The organism is Coprococcus sp. RTP21281st1_F1_RTP21281_210402, assembly GCF_040915325.1.
In the GTDB taxonomy this organism is placed as follows: Bacteria; Bacillota; Clostridia; order Lachnospirales; family Lachnospiraceae; genus Coprococcus; species Coprococcus aceti.
In genome coordinates this window covers 63,967-81,291 of sequence record NZ_JBCPDQ010000003.1, presented here as the reverse complement: position 1 = coordinate 81,291, position 17,325 = coordinate 63,967, and the positions used below count along the sequence as shown (strand labels likewise).

Annotated in this window: 19 protein-coding genes and 6 tRNA genes; all 25 read right to left on the bottom strand. The window is 32.3% G+C overall.

The genetic code is table 11. The features are described 5' to 3' along the window. Positions 1-97 precede the first annotated feature (97 nt). Positions 98-181 (bottom strand) — tRNA-Ser (locus tag AB5150_RS04665). 5 nt (positions 182-186) lie between these two features. Then, positions 187-274 (bottom strand) — tRNA-Ser (locus tag AB5150_RS04660). Positions 275-441: 167 nt separating this feature from the next. Beyond that, positions 442-711 (bottom strand): hypothetical protein, encoded by a 270-nt coding sequence (locus AB5150_RS04655; protein WP_368291375.1) that lies wholly within the window; start codon positions 709-711, stop codon positions 442-444. A gap of 37 nt (positions 712-748) precedes the next feature. Continuing rightward, positions 749-832, bottom strand: a tRNA-Leu gene (locus tag AB5150_RS04650). A 39-nt stretch (positions 833-871) separates the two neighbouring features. Next, positions 872-944: transfer RNA gene (locus AB5150_RS04645), tRNA-Glu, on the bottom strand. Positions 945-2,154: 1,210 nt separating this feature from the next. Beyond that, positions 2,155-3,189, bottom strand: coding sequence for a tyrosine-type recombinase/integrase (locus AB5150_RS04640; RefSeq protein ID WP_368291374.1), 1,035 nt, complete (start codon positions 3,187-3,189; stop codon positions 2,155-2,157). 201 nt (positions 3,190-3,390) lie between these two features. Further along, positions 3,391-3,473: transfer RNA gene (locus AB5150_RS04635), tRNA-Tyr, on the bottom strand. A gap of 174 nt (positions 3,474-3,647) precedes the next feature. Beyond that, positions 3,648-4,235, bottom strand: coding sequence for a hypothetical protein (locus AB5150_RS04630; protein WP_368291373.1), 588 nt, complete (start codon positions 4,233-4,235; stop codon positions 3,648-3,650). A 13-nt stretch (positions 4,236-4,248) separates the two neighbouring features. Continuing rightward, a complete protein-coding gene (locus tag AB5150_RS04625) occupies positions 4,249-4,578 on the bottom strand; it encodes an HU family DNA-binding protein (protein ID WP_368291372.1) in 330 nt (109 codons plus the stop codon). Between the two features lie 328 nt (positions 4,579-4,906). Beyond that, positions 4,907-6,157 carry a hypothetical protein gene (locus AB5150_RS04620; protein WP_368291371.1) on the bottom strand — a complete coding sequence of 417 codons (1,251 nt, stop codon included), beginning with the start codon at positions 6,155-6,157 and terminating at the stop codon, positions 4,907-4,909. A 15-nt stretch (positions 6,158-6,172) separates the two neighbouring features. Continuing rightward, the gene (locus AB5150_RS04615) at positions 6,173-6,400 is read right to left on the bottom strand and encodes a hypothetical protein (RefSeq protein ID WP_368291370.1); all 228 of its coding nucleotides are present in this window, start codon (positions 6,398-6,400) and stop codon (positions 6,173-6,175) included. A gap of 49 nt (positions 6,401-6,449) precedes the next feature. Next, the gene (locus AB5150_RS04610) at positions 6,450-7,067 is read right to left on the bottom strand and encodes an ATP-dependent Clp protease proteolytic subunit (protein WP_368291369.1); all 618 of its coding nucleotides are present in this window, start codon (positions 7,065-7,067) and stop codon (positions 6,450-6,452) included. A 3-nt stretch (positions 7,068-7,070) separates the two neighbouring features. Continuing rightward, a complete protein-coding gene (locus AB5150_RS04605) occupies positions 7,071-8,522 on the bottom strand; it encodes an MBL fold metallo-hydrolase (protein WP_368291368.1) in 1,452 nt (483 codons plus the stop codon). Positions 8,523-8,637: 115 nt separating this feature from the next. Next, positions 8,638-8,711: transfer RNA gene (locus tag AB5150_RS04600), tRNA-Pro, on the bottom strand. A 523-nt stretch (positions 8,712-9,234) separates the two neighbouring features. Further along, a complete protein-coding gene (locus AB5150_RS04595) occupies positions 9,235-11,481 on the bottom strand; it encodes a hypothetical protein (RefSeq protein ID WP_368291367.1) in 2,247 nt (748 codons plus the stop codon). Continuing rightward, positions 11,478-12,041: a hypothetical protein gene (locus AB5150_RS04590; RefSeq protein ID WP_368291366.1), complete on the bottom strand. Its 564-nt coding sequence runs from the start codon at positions 12,039-12,041 to the stop codon at positions 11,478-11,480. The genes AB5150_RS04595 and AB5150_RS04590 overlap by 4 nt, the downstream gene beginning before the upstream one ends. Positions 12,042-12,060: 19 nt before the next feature. Further along, entirely contained in the window at positions 12,061-12,276 is a 216-nt protein-coding gene (locus tag AB5150_RS04585; protein WP_368291365.1) for a hypothetical protein, read from the bottom strand. Between the two features lie 83 nt (positions 12,277-12,359). Further along, the gene (locus AB5150_RS04580) at positions 12,360-12,617 is read right to left on the bottom strand and encodes a hypothetical protein (protein ID WP_368291364.1); all 258 of its coding nucleotides are present in this window, start codon (positions 12,615-12,617) and stop codon (positions 12,360-12,362) included. A gap of 125 nt (positions 12,618-12,742) precedes the next feature. Beyond that, on the bottom strand, positions 12,743-13,036 hold the full coding sequence (locus AB5150_RS04575; RefSeq protein ID WP_368291490.1) for a hypothetical protein: 294 nt from the start codon (positions 13,034-13,036) through the stop codon (positions 12,743-12,745). Between the two features lie 16 nt (positions 13,037-13,052). Next, a complete protein-coding gene (locus tag AB5150_RS04570) occupies positions 13,053-13,385 on the bottom strand; it encodes a hypothetical protein (protein ID WP_368291363.1) in 333 nt (110 codons plus the stop codon). After that, positions 13,378-13,569: a hypothetical protein gene (locus tag AB5150_RS04565; RefSeq protein ID WP_368291362.1), complete on the bottom strand. Its 192-nt coding sequence runs from the start codon at positions 13,567-13,569 to the stop codon at positions 13,378-13,380. Before AB5150_RS04565 ends, AB5150_RS04570 begins: the two co-directional genes overlap by 8 nt. Before the next feature lie 103 nt (positions 13,570-13,672). Beyond that, entirely contained in the window at positions 13,673-14,479 is an 807-nt protein-coding gene (locus AB5150_RS04560; RefSeq protein ID WP_368291361.1) for a hypothetical protein, read from the bottom strand. A gap of 302 nt (positions 14,480-14,781) precedes the next feature. Next, entirely contained in the window at positions 14,782-15,162 is a 381-nt protein-coding gene (locus AB5150_RS04555) for a hypothetical protein (protein WP_368291360.1), read from the bottom strand. A gap of 2 nt (positions 15,163-15,164) precedes the next feature. Continuing rightward, positions 15,165-15,518, bottom strand: coding sequence for a hypothetical protein (locus AB5150_RS04550; RefSeq protein ID WP_368291359.1), 354 nt, complete (start codon positions 15,516-15,518; stop codon positions 15,165-15,167). A gap of 177 nt (positions 15,519-15,695) precedes the next feature. Continuing rightward, entirely contained in the window at positions 15,696-16,481 is a 786-nt protein-coding gene (locus AB5150_RS04545; protein WP_368291358.1) for a hypothetical protein, read from the bottom strand. Positions 16,482-17,325: the final 844 nt, after the last annotated feature.

Sequence of the window (17,325 nt, the reverse complement as noted above, 5' to 3'; positions counted from 1 at the left end):
ATTCATTTTTTCAAACAACATAAAAAGAAGCCACTTCATACAAAATGACTTCTCATAATTTCCAATATTAAATTTCCAATGAAAGTGCAATTTAGAACGCCGTGTTAGGGATTCGAACCCCAAAGACTTTTACATCCAGACTGTTTTCAAGACAGCACCCTCGACCAATCGGACACACGGCATTAGCGTAGTATATAGGACTCGAACCTATGCACCGAATAAACGATGACCTCTGATTAGCAATCAGGTGCAATACCAACTCTGCCAATACTACATAACAAAAAGAGCCATCTCCAAAGAAATGACTCTTTCTTTATCAATCAGTCGCCAAACTGATTATAACTGTATAGGGCGGTAGTAAGTGGTGAACTTGCAAACCTAAGTTTCGTATGCATCCAAAAAAATAGGCTTTTACATCAGGTTTACCGCACGAAAATTATATTATGGTTCAGATGGATTAGATTCTGTAGTATCTACCTTAATTTCATCCGCGGTTATTCCAACATTGTATGTCACATCAGCAATCACACGAATATTCTCAAATCCAATTGTCTTATCAAGTTCAGCAATTGTATTCTGTAATTTATTTACATCTTCGGTAGAATACTCAGTAAATGTAACTGTAGAACCTGTAGTAGAAGTAGTTCCATATATCTCCCAAAGATTCTTTAGCTTTGCCTGTGTATTTTTAATTAAAATTTTATATGTCATACTTTTCCTTTCTACAAATTAGATTTTATTATTTTAGTACAGGTAGTGAGACTTGAACTCACACGGTATTATTACCAGAGGATTTTAAGTCCTCTGTGTCTGCCTATTCCACCATACCTGCTTATCTTATGTCTTTCTCAATAAACTAAAGCAATTATAATGATCTGTAGGAGATTTGAACTCCTGTTGCCGCCGTGAAAGGGCGGTGTCCTAGACCGCTAGACGAACAGACCTAATGTGGGTGTCTCACCCACTGGATCAGTATAAAGCACTAACTAACTGATTTTGGACTGTACACATCCAGTTATTTAAAATATAGTCGCTTATCAGCAACCTAATTCATGCTTCCATGCACTTGTTTTTCTTGCTAACCAACGCACAAGAAGAGTAAGTGATAACTCGTATCAACCAAACTACATTGCGCTTATGTATTGATACTCCATATTTTCAGACTTACAATTAAGTCTACTGAACAAGATTTTACATCTCTTGCCCGATGTCACTATAATTCCATATCTAAAATCGGCATTATGATCCTAGCGAGCGACTATAATCCCTTTAAACTTAATGGAGAAGTTTTCAATATTTTTTTATTTAGACCACAGCCCTCGAAGGATGCTGTAGTACAATAATGGTTCTCATTAACGCAGAGAAGCACGAACATCTTCTCATTTCTAAGACTGAGAGCCACCGATAATCCTAGATGTCGATAGGAAAGAAGTAGGACTTACAATGCTACATGAATAGTAAATGCCAAGATATTTATTATCACACTTATATTTTAGCAGTGAATGCATAGCTTTCTTTTATACTCTGATTCGCTTCCGAGTTTACAACGCCAATGATCAGTAGCGAAGGTACTTTTAGAGTAGCAACTAACTCAATATTTTTATCTCGTGCTTTTATATACAGCCTTACGAGTGGCTGTTACTCACTTATATTATTCTCTGTTTGGTTGCCCATTTAAAGGTTTTTTATTTTGGATTGTTTTGACAGAAACTGTCATATGAGATATAATAGAAAAGACAAGCAAATTCCCAACATTTTGATTTTGGCTAGATTGAGATGGTTAGGCGGTTTTGAGTTATCCCAGGAACAGTGATGATCCTGTTTATATAAATCCTTTCAGGGAAATAATGAGAAAGGAGGATGACATAATAGATATTTTTTGTTGCATTAATTGTCGGAACAGTAGGTAGTATCATTGCTACATACTTAGTAAGACTTATAGATAAATTGATACACAAAAATGACCGCCACTCGCCAAAGCACGGTCATTAATGTGTTAAGTATTTTATTTTTATATTTAGCCATTTTTGATTATTGGCTCAAACCGTTTAACGGGATTTGCTTGTTTCTTTTGACTTGTATTGTAACACATAAAATTGTGTGATGCAAGAGGGAATTAGACGAAGTATTAGATGAAAGTTTCATCGGGATTGCTTACAAATCAGAAAGTGATTTTTGTTCTACCTGTTTTATTTCTCCATCAGCAAAATATTTTGCAAATTGCTCATCTGCATCAATATCCTTGTACACTGATACCATATCTAGCGAACTCCAACCGACTAGCATTTGAATTACATCATCAGGAAGACCGCTTCGAGAACAAGAAGTTGTAAAGAAATGACGAAGGCTGTGAAAATAGAAGTCTTCTCCTAAATGTTTACTGAATGTATCAGCCCAACTATCAAGTGTCCCTGAATCCATAGGTTCATCTATATATTCTCCATTTACTTTCTTTGGAAATAACCATTCAGATTCAATTCCGTGTTCTTTCCTATAATTCATCCACAAATCAAAATATGGCTTAAATGGCTTTGCAAGTGTATATACCGTCAACATTTTGCCCCTAGAGCCTCTTCCCTTTGTTTGGATCTTTTCAGGTGTTTTATATAAAGAACCATATATAATATTTTCATCATCAAAATAGGATACTTTAAATCGTGGCAATTCACTCTTACGTCTACCACTAAATGCAGCTAATGCTAAAATACAAGCCTTGTCATATTTACCTTTCTCAACCCAATAATCAAGCATATTCTGTACCTGTTCATCAGATAATACAGTTTTGGTAAATACTTTCTCATTTGCAGGATTTTCAATTTTGCGTATAATTGGTTTAAAATTCTCATACTCATCATCCAATATAGCTTCAACATAATTTGAAAGCGATGAGAGAGTAGATTTTACTCTACGCATTCTAGCTGGCGACCACTTATATTCAGTAAGACAAAAGCTCTGATAACGAGCAATATCTCTCTTAGACAAATCAATAAAAAATTTATTGTCACAATGCTGAAGTAAATAAACCCAGAAAATGTAAAGGTCACGTCTATAAGCATTGATTGTATTTGGAGATCTATCAACTGAACGAAGATAGTCCAAAAAATCATTTCCTAATTCTATATTTTCTTTATTACACTGAGCCAATAACTCATCAGTAACAATATTGTTATGCTGTATTTTTCTACCCATTAAATCTCACTTCCTTTCAAACAAAAAAGAAGTGAGATAGTAGTAAACACTAAACCACTTCTTTCAAATATTTATTCGATATATATTTTATATATTTCTTCATTAAATAAGGATAGCGGCAACATATCACCTATTGCCGAGCATTCATGGTATATTTATTGTCCCCCACTAGGGAAAGAGGTGCTATCCGTATCCTCTTAATGGGCAGAGATGGATTCGAACCACCGATGTTTCTAGCGTAAAGAGTTTACAGCTCTTTGCCTTCGCCACTAGGCTACCTGCCCATAATAAAAGAGTGCGCAGCGACAACTACACACTCCAAAAATAAGACAAAAATGGCAAATTATCCTACTTAAAGGCACTTACAAGTCATAATTGTCTGATTATTTCAAACTACTCTAAAATGAATAATTTACCCATTAAAAGCGCATCAAACTATTCACATCTGAATACTTTGACTAAATATTAAACGCTTTCAGAATCTTCTCAATATCCTTATCACTCAGATCCTCAGTTGTATAATATGAATAACTCACATAAGAACCATCGTTAACCTTACTTGCTGTGAATCCATGCATATAATCATCATCAAGCTTGTATACATTATAATCATGACCTATACAATTCTCACAATCACCGTCACAATCACAATCATCAGTTAATCCAAATAATATAACTTCCTTGTCTTCATTGACACAGTAATCTATTACATCCTGCTTTATATCTCCATCCATATTAATATAAGCTATATCGACATTATTAAGAATAATTTCATCATCAACAGGGATAGCAGTAACATAACCGTCATTGTCAACATATACAAGATATTCATCTGTCTTGTACCAATCAATGAAATCAATTTTTTTAACACTTGTCTCAGGAATTTTTAACAAGATACTTGTGATATACTCAGCAAATTCCTTATTTACAATAATTCCTACGGTTTTTTCTGTACTAAATAATCTATCAAGAAAAACATCTACAATGTCCTCATATTCATCGACATTGATGATATCCATATCTTCATATTTTGTATGTTTCTTCATAAGCTCACCTCAATTAACCCAGAGTCTTAACTGCCGTAGAAACCTTAAATACAAGCTGATCTTCTGCATCTTTATGCCATGTAGAACCCTTATTATCCCCAAGCTGAACAGTACCAGACTTCTCTGCGACATGCTTTGCGGTGAAATTACCAACACCAGGAAGAGGAATCTTCTCTGTCTTGTCTTCAGTAACATTGTCAATAACACAATCTGCAAATGCTCTTAATACAGAGGTAATTTCCTTCTGAGTAAATTTCTTCTTTGGATGATTCTCATCAACATCTATATTGAAAATATCTGTAGCTCTATCTGTAACTTCTCTAATCATTACGTCTTTTGTCATAATTTTATTTCTCCTTTTTTCTCAATTAATAATAGTTTTCAACTAATTTCGGCACTTCTATAAATTTGCCGAATAACAAAAGAGGGTAGCAGCTCGATGAGTCCACTCCCTCATATGTGGCTTCATCAGCCCAAAAACCGAAGTTATTCCCATTTATTAATTGCCTGTTGGGTTCAGGTCTATTTACATCGCAGCAGTGACTCTACGATGCCATGCAAGTCGGACTACCCAAAAGTAGAAGAGTAGTCCTATGCTCACAGTCACTTGTCTCAATATTAAAAACTATGCATCTCCGTACATAGTCTACTTTGTCGTAAAATTAGTGTTTTTAACTAATAAAATCTAATGGAATATTATATGTTGCTTCTCTGCCATACACATCATTAAATATCATTAATGTTTGCCCTGGACGAGAATACAATCTACTATCATTTGAATAGTCGTCTGCACCACATAATGACCTAATCAATATGCTTTCAATATCAAATCGCTCAAACTCTTCAAGATGATGTTTGTCACCTGATACCGTATAATCAATTGTTTCACCAAATTTACGAGAGAAGATCGTATTAAGTGTAACTCCGATATCTTTGAAGTTCTTTTCCAAGTCACCGTGTACGCAACAGATATTTTTTCCAAGTACATTCAATTTTGTGAATTCCTTATATTCAGAATATAAGATCTCTACCTTTGAATTGTTTTGTAAACGCTGTTCAATCCACCAAGGGATGATTTTTTCCATATTATCTGAATGAATGGATTCACTTTTATTTTGTATAGTTCTCATATGATTACCATAACAAGAATGCAAAACCACATGATTTACTTCGTTAGATAAATCATTGATTGCTTCAGCCATAATTTCAGCAACATGCATCAACTGATCGCAAGCTTTTTCTTCAGATGCAATTCTACAAGTCGTATGAATTGCTCCATGTGATGCATCTCCAAGCATCACAATATTAAGTACATCAACATTATTTAAACGAATAAATTCTTTTGACATTTCCACAAAAGCTTTTATACGCCTCTTGCAAATATCAGTATTGTATTTGTTCCAAATATTATCCGTAACCATTCCATAGTGCCAATCAGACCAAAACATGATCGCCTCTTTATGAATATTTGGTTTAAACCATCTTTCATTGAATATCAATGGCTTTTCTTCATTTAATCTATTGGCAACATCAACAAGTCTATCCATTAAATGCTCTGAACGAGCATCAAATATAAGCTCTCTGTTATATTCTCTGCGTTGATCAGACAAACGTTTACGCTCTTTATACAGTTCATCCTTCTGGATCTGTAACTCCTTAAAATAAGAATCATCCTTGCCATCAGAATTATCCATGCTATTTTTCCACTTATAATATTCAGATACAAAAGCAGATCCTATAAGTGGTGGCTGAGACCCTTTACGAATCGTATCAGGATTAAATTCAAGTCCATACCTTGCGCAAATTTCCGACCAATCATCATCTGAAATATGTTGAACCTTATTTGAGCAATCCTGTAAAAGTTGCTCATATTTCTCTTGATTTAATCCGTATTTTGCTAATTCTTCTTCAAAATTAAACAATCAATCACCAACTCCCTACTCATCTTCAGTGATTACATCAAGATTCTCATCGGTCTTGAGCGCAACCGTAAAATCAATCACCTGATTCTTGAATGCTGTAAGAAGGTCAGATATTTTTATATCCTGTTCACTACCATTCTCGTCTTCATATGTAATAGTAGAGCAATCCTCTGAAAGTGTACCTGCCTTAATTGTTAATTTATCTGTTGTTGTTCTTGTAAACTTTAACTTACTATTTGCCATTTTCCTTTTATCTCCTTATCAACTAAAATAGGAGAGCACACTGCTCTCCTTAAATTATTTCATCTATATCACAATCTATGCCAATTATCTTATCAACTATATGGCGTTCTTTTGCTTCTTCAGAAAACATATAATATTCTCTGTCCTTGATTTCTTCAATAAAATCAGCAGTCATATCAGTGTGTTCTATCATAAACTTTGTCATACGTTCATCAAGCTTATCGTAAAACTTCTGGATATCCTTACCCTTGTTTCCGCTAGATACATAGCCTGTCTGTCCATCATGGTAGAGGACGATTGTATTTGGAAAACAGTAGCGAATATGTCCAGCAGCAAGAATATAACTAGCCATAGATGCACACTTTGCAAAACCAACTGTAACCACAGGTGTTTTTGAATATGTTATCTGACTCAATATTTGAGTACCAAGTACGCAGTCTCCACCATCACTGTTAATGTATATAAATATTTTCTTACGCTTATCTACTGGAAGATTTTTATCTTCTGAATTCCATTTGAGAATCATAAGACATACATTCTCTAATAAGTCATCAGTTATTTCCTGATTGATAATAATTCTTCTATCATTGAGATGATTCTTTATAATTTCGTTATATATGCCATCATCTTTGTTAATTTCAAATAGTAATTCTTCTATAATTGACACCTCCTATAATGGTATAATCATATCTTTCTCAGAACATTTTACCTTATAACACTTATCATTCTTAGATGTTTCTTCTCGTAAATGCTCTTTCAAACAATTTTTTGCTTCTGTAGATCCATGTACCAAGATAAGCTGATTTGTATTCAAGTTACTGCCAAATTTTAATAAGTCATCAAAATTAGCATGGGAACTGAACGTGCTCATCGTTATGCAATCTGCTCTATTAGGTACAGAAACTTTATTTATATTGATTGTTTTATGGGCTTTGCCATTTTTTATTCTATATGACAAATAAGAATCATCTGTTCCTACAAATCCAGAGAAACAAATCATAGAATTGACATCACGTAAATACTTATCAAGATAAGATAATATCCTCCCATTCGTGCAAAAACCACTACTTGAGATTACAATTTTAGGTATAGAGTCATTTACCCATGCCTTCGATTCTACCTTTTCACGCACATATTTTACATTTTTCCAATTATACACTTTTGCCCATAACTCATGAAAATCTGAATCAAGAATATCTTCGTAAGCTTGGCATATATCACAAGTTAGCATCGAATCAACGACTATATCTGTTTGAAAATCTTCATTTTCTCCAAATAGGAGATATAGTGTTGTCAATAATTCCTGAGATCGTGAAAATGAAAACGCTGGAAGAATAATAGAACCTTGTCTTTCTAGTACAGTTTCTATAGCAACTCGCAAATGTTCAACATCGAATTCACGAGTTTTCTTTATAGTTCTAGTATTTAAACCGTAAGTTGACTCCATGATTGATATATCAGAAAAGGTAGCTGGGATTTCTGTATTTTCAACATAATGATTTTTAGTATTTAACGCTCCAATGTCAGAAGTATATAGAATTTTCTTTGTTTTTATTCCATCATTTAAAATAAGCTGTAACTGTGTAGCTCCTACACAATGAGAATTTTTAAACCATTGAAAACTAACCACATCATCTAATTTGTAAACATGATTATACTCATTATATACATGAATATAGTCCAGTGTTTTATACACGTCTTCTTCAGTATATAGTGGTTCGTATTCTCTATTATATCTTTTTGATAAAACTCGTGCCTCATCATTTACAATAAAAGCACAATTAAGTAATAAATATTTCGACATAACCGAAGATGGATATGCCATAATTATTTTTCCATGAAATCCTTCTTTGATAAGACGGGGCAATAGTCCGATATGATCAATGTGCGAATGTCCAACAAACACGTAATCCAGTTCATCAGGCTTGAATTTGAATTTTTCTGAATTTGCTTTATAAGCTGCCAAATATGAATTATCCTGTAATAAGCCACATTCAAGTAAAATTTGTTTATTTGCAAATCTTATATAAATCATTGATCCAGTAACATCTTTTGCATTATTACCACAAAATAAGATTCCATCATCTTTTAGTTTCGCTTTTCTTGCGATTGTAAAAACCACCTTTCTGTTTTAGTTTCATCCACAAGTGAAGAAAAGTGGAAGAGTAGCGTGACTCTGACTCGAACAGACCCTTTGGGGTATGAACCCAACATGCACCTTTACACCTTACCGCAAATTGGAAATGTAAGACTCGAACTTACGACCTCATGATCCCAAATCATGCGTTCTACCAAACTGAACTAATTCCCAAAGATAGCAGTAGTCATGCCTTCAGAAAGAAAGTACAACTGCTGCCAAAGAAATAATGATATGTTTAATTCTGCTTGAAAACGCCTCGAATCGTTCCCCATAGGTTTGATTCCTATATATCTTCCACAGAATGTATATGGTACAGTTTCGCTTGCTGTACTTAACTGGTTTGGCGCACCACATACAAGTTTTTCACATAGCGTCACAGCAATGATTTATAGCTATGTGTTAGACGAAATATTATAATGTCTCTCGACAATTATATATTCTCTGTTTGATCAGCTAAGAAAAGCTGATTTCATTGTTTTATATTCGGGGCAGATAATGATACGTCTGCCCCTAGTATACTTTTTAAACTTGCAAGCCCTTACTTATTACACGCATTGGCAATGGCGTGGGAGTTTACTAACACAACTCTGCGCTTTCTTCCCTCCATATAACGGACGTTAAGCACTTTTGGAAACCCTTGAAAATAAAGGGCTTCGGAAGAAAACTACAAAATAATCGTGCAGTTTTTTGCGCATTATTTACAATAAAAATTCATTAAAAACTTATTTTTATCAACTCTATATAGCAAATTTAATATTTTTCTAGTATGCTTTTCGGGATTATATGTGCGATTTTTTGAAGCACCAGTCTCACTACTCAATCCTAGTGCAATTTCAATTAGACGATTAATAGTGACGACATTTTTTATTTTCATTTTAGAAAGCTCAGATATGATTTCAGAATTTTTTTCAGATAAGAAGGATATATACTCTGCATTATCTAAAATATTAATCTTTGCAGATTTTACGCTTAAGTCATAGTCTTCTATAATCTTCATCATCTTTGTCATTTGTCTTCGATTGGCTTCTCCATTCATCTTAATAAAAAATACAGAAGTTGGAATTGTTTCAACGGTAGAAGCGTTCTGAATTTTATTAATCCAATCTTCAAGCCAGTTCATAGGACATAACAATTCTCTATTGATACGACTTTTAAGTTTATTCTTTGATTCGTCAATTTCATCTTGTGGAAGTTCTTTGCCATCTTTTGTATATTTAATTTCTCTGGTATATTTCATAAACTCAGGGAAATCGTACTTTTTATACTTTGGTTTACCTAAATCCGTATACCCAACGATTCTTTTAATGCTCATGCAAGGAAGTTTGCTAATTCTATCAATTTCTTTATTACCATCAATTTCATATTCCCTTTTACATCCATCAATAATAACCTGTGCAAGAACAGATAAGATAATAAAATTGTCATAAAGTTCTTTAAGTTTTTTCTCATCAGGACTATCTTTTTGTAATTCTGTCCAATAATAAGTCATTGCCAACTGAGCCAAATTACTTGAATATCCGATTCCCATACGTGACTTTGAAAACTTGTTATCCATAGCGGCATAATCTTTTTTTGTATTATTATAGGTAATGCCAGACTCTTGTAATGCATTTACGATAGTATAAAAATCTCTATAACATCTTTCTGCACATTTGACCATTGTTGATTGATTTGTGACAAGCATAAAATCCGAGTCTTCATCCATCCCATTTGCTCTATCTTGAATATCCGTATGAATGCAATTGACTGCTATGATATTTTTACTAAATGCAAAATATTTATCCATTTTTTCTGAATAGACATTATGTAAATAACATATATTATTTGGGGAATTATGTGGATTTCTAAACGCTGCAAGATATTCATTATTATCAAAACGTTTAGTATAACACTGAATACAATTAGATTCTTGAGAAAGTGTTGGATCTTTTTCAAAATCTTCACCAACAGAATAGAGCAGAAGTGCATAAGGATTACCACATACAGTCAAATTATCACCATTGACCATAATTTTCCCTTTTCTCATTCTGTATACATAATCAAAGATGATTTTCTTTTTTTCTTCTCTAAAAAATGTACTATTTCCAAACTCATGATTTTGAGCATATAAATCGGCAAGCATCTCATAATGATTTACATCATTTGCATTCTTTCTAAGAAACTTTTCAAATTCATCATTGTCACGTTTAAGTAATTCAACATAATCAATGCTAATCCGAGCAATATCTTTTACATTATCCTTCGTACATGGAAGAGTATTAATCATCTGATAACTCAACTGTTGATATTGTCCTAATTTACTAGGGTGGTCAGTTTTTACAATGCCCCACATATCACCATCAGAATGAATTCTTTCGCACCAATAGTCATATGCTTCAGTAATATTATTACCCATTAAGTCTTGAAATTTCTTCCATTTAATCGCATTATCAGTGGTTATCATCTTAATATCTTTTAAATAATGCCATTTACCAAACATATCTTGAACCTGGTATGTATTGTAATTATATCCATTTTTATCACACCAATCTTTAAAGAATTTTTGAAGATAACTCTTAAAAGCACATGCTTTAAAAAGGTGATTTCTGAGTAATGCCATTCCGTTAATATACGATGGGAGACGAAGATAATTATAATCAGCTTCGATTAGTGCCATACCATCCCAAATTGTATTTTTAACTTGACGTTTTTCTTCGGATACAACACATTTTTTACGTTTTTCAATTACCTTTTCGTTTTTGTTAGTTTCTTTATTTTTCTTTTTGACTTCTACTTCGTATTCTTCTGCTTTAACAACTTTTGTCATTGTTTCAAAAAAGGAATCCTGATCTTTGAGAATTAGAATATCCTCAACAGGTATATGAAGTGTACCAATAATGGTAGATGTGGTAAGTGGAGCATAGGCTGACATTTCAACGATTTTCGCATTGTCATGACTCATTTTTTTCCAAGTCCAATTGTTAGCCAATCATATGCAATGTCATATAATTTACTATTTATGAAAATAACTTGTCCAAGTTTAGCTTTGGCACTTGTACGAAAAAGCATCTCATAATGAATTGTTTCTTCTTTAATTGTTCCGTCTCTGCGTTTACGTTTATATGTAACATTAACACCATTCTCATAAAAATACTCTCGAATTTCATCTCGTGATTTTTCATCATACAGATCTTTTCTATCTTCAACTTTTTGTAATGCCTGTTTAATACGTTCCTTAGAATCACCATCAGTATCATTAAATAACTTTTCTAATCGAGTATGCTCATTATCATAAGAGCGACTTCCAAATTCATAATCAAGACAAATTATATCTCGTGTACTTTCATTTTTTTTACCAGGTTTTCCTTTATAAATATTTAATCCGTTCTTTTGCAAGAAAAAACTAAATAAACTGTTGTTAAACATAGCATCAGTATATGTAAAATAATCTCGTGTTCCAAGATTAACATCATACAACATACCAGCACTAATATTTTTTATTTTAATTCCATATTCACTCATTCAGTATATCATCACCACCTTAATCTAAGTTCTCCCAAAATTCATCTTCAGAATCATATCCACCATAATCTAAGCTCTCTGCAAACTCGTGAGATGATTTTGTAGATGCTTTGTAATAACATTGTTCCAATTCAGAACATTCTTCACATCTGAAATTGTTATCAAATTCACATTTCGAAAGTTCATCTATAATCAATTCTTTCATTTCTTCAACAGTGTTAAAATTATTATTCATATAAAATTACCTCCTAATAATTAGAATTTTCTTCATTCAAACATATTCGATTCCTATATTCTCTATTCGATTTTCCCAAAATTCTAATATTCACAACCCCTCATAGTCTCGATATCTACGCCCAAAAATTTCATTAACCATTTAGGATCTTCCATTGCACATTCATAATGCACATACCTATTACCACCAACAGTTAAATATCTACCTATATATTTTTCACCATCATAAATTCCTTCTCCGCATAACTCACATTTGTATGCCGAGAATGGCGTTTTATAATTAGGACAGCCAGAGATATGGTCGTTCCCAGTTACACCACAATATTCACAACATTTACTCATATAATTTCCTCCAATCTATTATTCTCTATTTCTTCATATACATATCCATCATTTGTTGTATAGTATATATGTCTTATTCCTAGATCCTTAATTGCAGCCATACAACTAGGACATGGGCGAGCAATTCAATGTTCCTGATCACAACGAATCCTATATACATATAACTTTACCTTTGAAAAATTTATATCCAGATGTCGGATAGAAAAGATGCGATTGATCTCTGCATGAAGTTTAGGATAAAAATAAGAAGTCTGTGGATGATATCTATATCTATTGTAATATTTCTGCATAGGATGTGTTTTATTCGTGTTGCAAGCTATCCCAATAATATTTCCTTGATATACTGCAACACACCCTACATGAGTCCTTTTATAATCAGATATTTCGGCGGCTTGATGAGCTTTCTGAAAATATCTCATATCAGCTCTACTCAATCTATTCATCAATGCCACCTAACAGATCATCACCATAGTCAAAACAGTTCAACTCATACTTAATCCTTTTGATATAATAATTAAATTTACCAGCTTCAAAATTCTCGTTAATATACTTATTAAGATCATTCCTTATATTCTGTGCATCTGTTTTAATAATGATAGAAGAGTGGTCTTCCATGAGATCGAGATGATTAACCTGGTCATCTTTAATATAAAAATTCGCTGTGTACTGACCTAAAGCCTTATCCCAAAGTGCAAATCCAACTATTGAGTAGCCGTTATGTAAGCTTGTCTCTATCCCTATGTTTGAAAAATTCTCATATCTAAGCATTCTGTGTGTTCTCCTTTGTTTTCTTATCTTTTATATTATTTCGACAATCTCTATCAAATTTCCAATCTGACATTATTCTGCCAGCAATATTTCTTGTACCAACGTAACTCATATCAAAATCTGAAGCATAAATATTTCCTCCAAATGTGTTATGATGGTCGTAATTTCCTATGTAATTTGTCATGTGTTTTTGTTCTCCTTCTGATTTTAAAATTATTTTTGTTCATTCGCATCGCTCCTTTGTAGTGTTGCGTTTATTTGTGTCGTATGTTTATTCTCTGTTTTAATCATGCTTTATTTCCACTTTTCATTTCTCCAAATGAGTCTACATTATAGATTTCCAACATCTTAGTAATAGCCCATTCAATTTCTTGCTCATATCCTTCTTTATTAAGTACATATATATTTGGTACATTCTGCGGTGGTTTCTTTGGATCAGGCTGAACACTGCCAACTTCTTTTTTGATTAAAAGTGGTTCTTTGTCACCTATAGAAGAGGTGAGATATTGAATACATTGATTGATTGTGTCCTTTGACATAGCGAGTTCTTTTGACATAGATTCTATACTTCGCCAAAAAGCTTCTGGTTTAGTTTCAGGATTATACGTAGATTCTTCATTATCTTTATTTTTAGGACGAATGAAGATATATGAATTAATATAGAGAAAAGCCATTAGTATATTCTCTTTATTGATACTTGATTCACTCATCATAATAAAATCAAGCTGAGAAGATGTGATTTTTGAGAACTTATCAACAACATCAAAATTTTCAGGAATGATTTTAATTTCAATGCCAGTATCATATCCAAGCGTGTCAAGATCCTGTTGAACTTCAATCATTTTGTTGTTAATCATATATTCCAATACATCAAGAATTTCTTGAACTGCTTTTGGTCTACGTTTATGTGTTTTATATCCGTAAAAATTTAAAACCTTTCTAAGCGTAATCCAACTATAATCCTCATATGATCTATATTTATCAATAAGAATGTATGTAATATAGAATTTTCGACTAACCCCATATTTAGTTTTGATGTTTCCTTGAATATAGTCATTTGGAAAACGAGTAAAGTATTCTGTTTTCTGTTGCAATAAAAATTCCTCCTTTATATGTGATATTTATTTATTCTCCATTTGAGATTAAGTGAGAAATAAATTTACGAGCGTTCAGTAAAGTAGGTCTGAACCCCCACTTGTTTGTTTAATTTTTAAAATTGGTAGGGGGTGAAACCTACTTTGCCGAACTGAAAGAAGATATATAACTTATTTAATAAGACAGACTATTCGTAATTTATTCACTACGTTCATAAATTACTCTTTAAAAATCGGTTCGATTGTTATTGATTGCTTATTCAAATTACTGTCTTAATATTTGTCTATATATTCTCTTGTCATTACTCATTTTCTCTCTGATTAAGATTCACATATTTATCACTAAATTCAGTATTGAAGACTGGCAATCTATCATGGTACTGTTCATATATTTCTTTACCAGACATGTGAGTTGTATATTTCCATCCATTAGGTAATTGTTTATAAATAGTTTTGTCATCTACAATACTTTTTTCTTCACTGAATCTATCACCTATCTTGCCGCAAATAGAACAGTAGCTAAGTAATTGTGTAGTAAGATTATCCTTTCCCATAAAAGAAAATTTATATCTGATAATACATTCTTCATATTGATGTTTGTGTTTTGATTTCTTTTTAACTTTGGATATGTTACTTCCTGTGTTTTTTCTGTACTTTGGTATTTCCTGATCAAAATTATTCATAATTATTCCTTCCTGCATAACATACTTAATACTTCATCTAATATAATTGTAGATATTGGGTAATAGGTGATCATATCTTTATTATTCTCTGTTTCAGGCACAATAAAATATAATTTATTAGCATTGTCAAATTCGTAGTGATGTTTATAATTTGAACTATTTTTAAGTTGTTTTGTTACAAGTGCACGAGCTTCTTTTTCTGTTGCAGCATGGGCAAGGATAAAATATTCATTTGGATATAGATATACATTATTTTGATAGATAGGTTTGACTTGATATCCTGTACAAGTAACTTTCTGCTCAATGTGTAATAATTCTTTCTTGATGAGTGCAATTGCGTATACGTTTTTATTCATGAAATATTCCTTTCTGTATCTGTGGGATTAAATTAACGAAAATGACACCTATTTTTGATTTTGATTATTAAATGATAAATTGGTCGTCTGATAGGCTATCATTCAAATTTACATCAAAAATCGTGCTGTAAGTCTAATGATTATATATAAGAAACATTAAGGTCAGAGTAATATTAATCAACTATCAAATATTGTTGGCTTTGCTGTAGTTAAGTTATAGTTGATCAGATTGTATTTTTGTAACAGATTATCTACTATTGATTCAAATAACTTTCTAATAGTTGGATTGTGTTCTATTACGTCTAATGTATAGCAGGTATCTAAGTTATTAATGTAACAATAATCGGCTATTTCCTGGTTAAGATCTATATCTGGATATGTATTTTCTAATTCAGTATATAAATTCTTGTATAGTTCAGTATTAGATATCTGAAAGTAATCAGTAAGTAACTGATACTTAGGAAACATCTTTGAAGTCCAATATGAATATTTCTTCTTTGGAATATTTGGTGTATGTTTTGTCTCTTTAATAGTATTTATTTCCTGTTGCATTAATGTTATTGTTTGCGTGAGAGCAGTGAGAGTATTAGTTATTGAAGTTAATGTTGATACTATTGATGAATCTGGTGTTAATTCATTATGCCTGTATTTTTTAATAACATCCCATACCCAATCCATAAATTCATTTGCACATTTACTTTTAGACCATCTGCATATTTCCATCACACCTTTTTCGGTATAATAATAAATTTGATGACCGTTTACCAAATTGGTAAATGAGAATTTATTAAGTCTGTCTGAATGTCTGTTATGAATTTTTCCAATTGCAACCATTGGATCAGCGTATTCCAATGCCTGACCAATCTGTTCTCTTGTAAGAAGTATGTCATCATTCATGTTTCTGTAGAAGTTACATGGTAGGTTATTAAATGTTTCTGTTGTAATTAGTTTTAAATTGCTCATTTGTATTTTCCTTTCTTGCGAATATTAGTGGTTTCTTGGTTATATATTCTCTGTTTGGTTATTTTTAATAGACAGAATTGTTTATCTACCCAAAATTATTTTTCTTGCTACGCTGCGAAAATACCGTCCCTAATCATAGGGACTATTTTTATTGCTGTACAATGAGTTTGTTATATGGGATCTGTGGAGTAAATTAACGATTTTAAAGGTGAATTTTAATTTTGATGGCTTGGTCGGTAAATTGGTAGGGTGAAGGGTTGAATTGAATTTTAGGGTTAGATTTGATGATATAGGTCGTTTGGGAGAGGGGATAGTGTGAATGGATGTGTGAGGTAAGATATGATGTTCGATTATTTATTTTCGGCAAAGTGGTATTAATATAAGGAAATGATACTTATTTTAAGGATATTTTAAAAGTTGATGTGGTTGAGATGATTGGTGGTTTGAGAAAGAATTCAGGTAGGTTCGACAAAATGGTTGATTTATAAGGAATTTTATAGATTTTGAGTGGAAGAGTGATGAAGATGGGATATGAGTAATTCGGATTTTTGATTGAAAATTAAGGGAGTTGTCGAACTAAGTATCGAACTGAAAATGGAGAATTTCGTGTGAGTGGAACAGATACACTGAAAAATCGTCTGGTGGTTGGCTGCTAAGATGTAAACACACCCCACCATATCAAACTTGAAAAACCTGGTAAAAACAATAAAAAAAACAGTACCTAATACTATACTATTAGATACTGTTTTGCATTGATATATATATATATATATATATATTAACGTGTACTAGCTAGTGTGCATTTGTTCGTCTTAATATTTAAATTTTGATTACTCAAATAAAA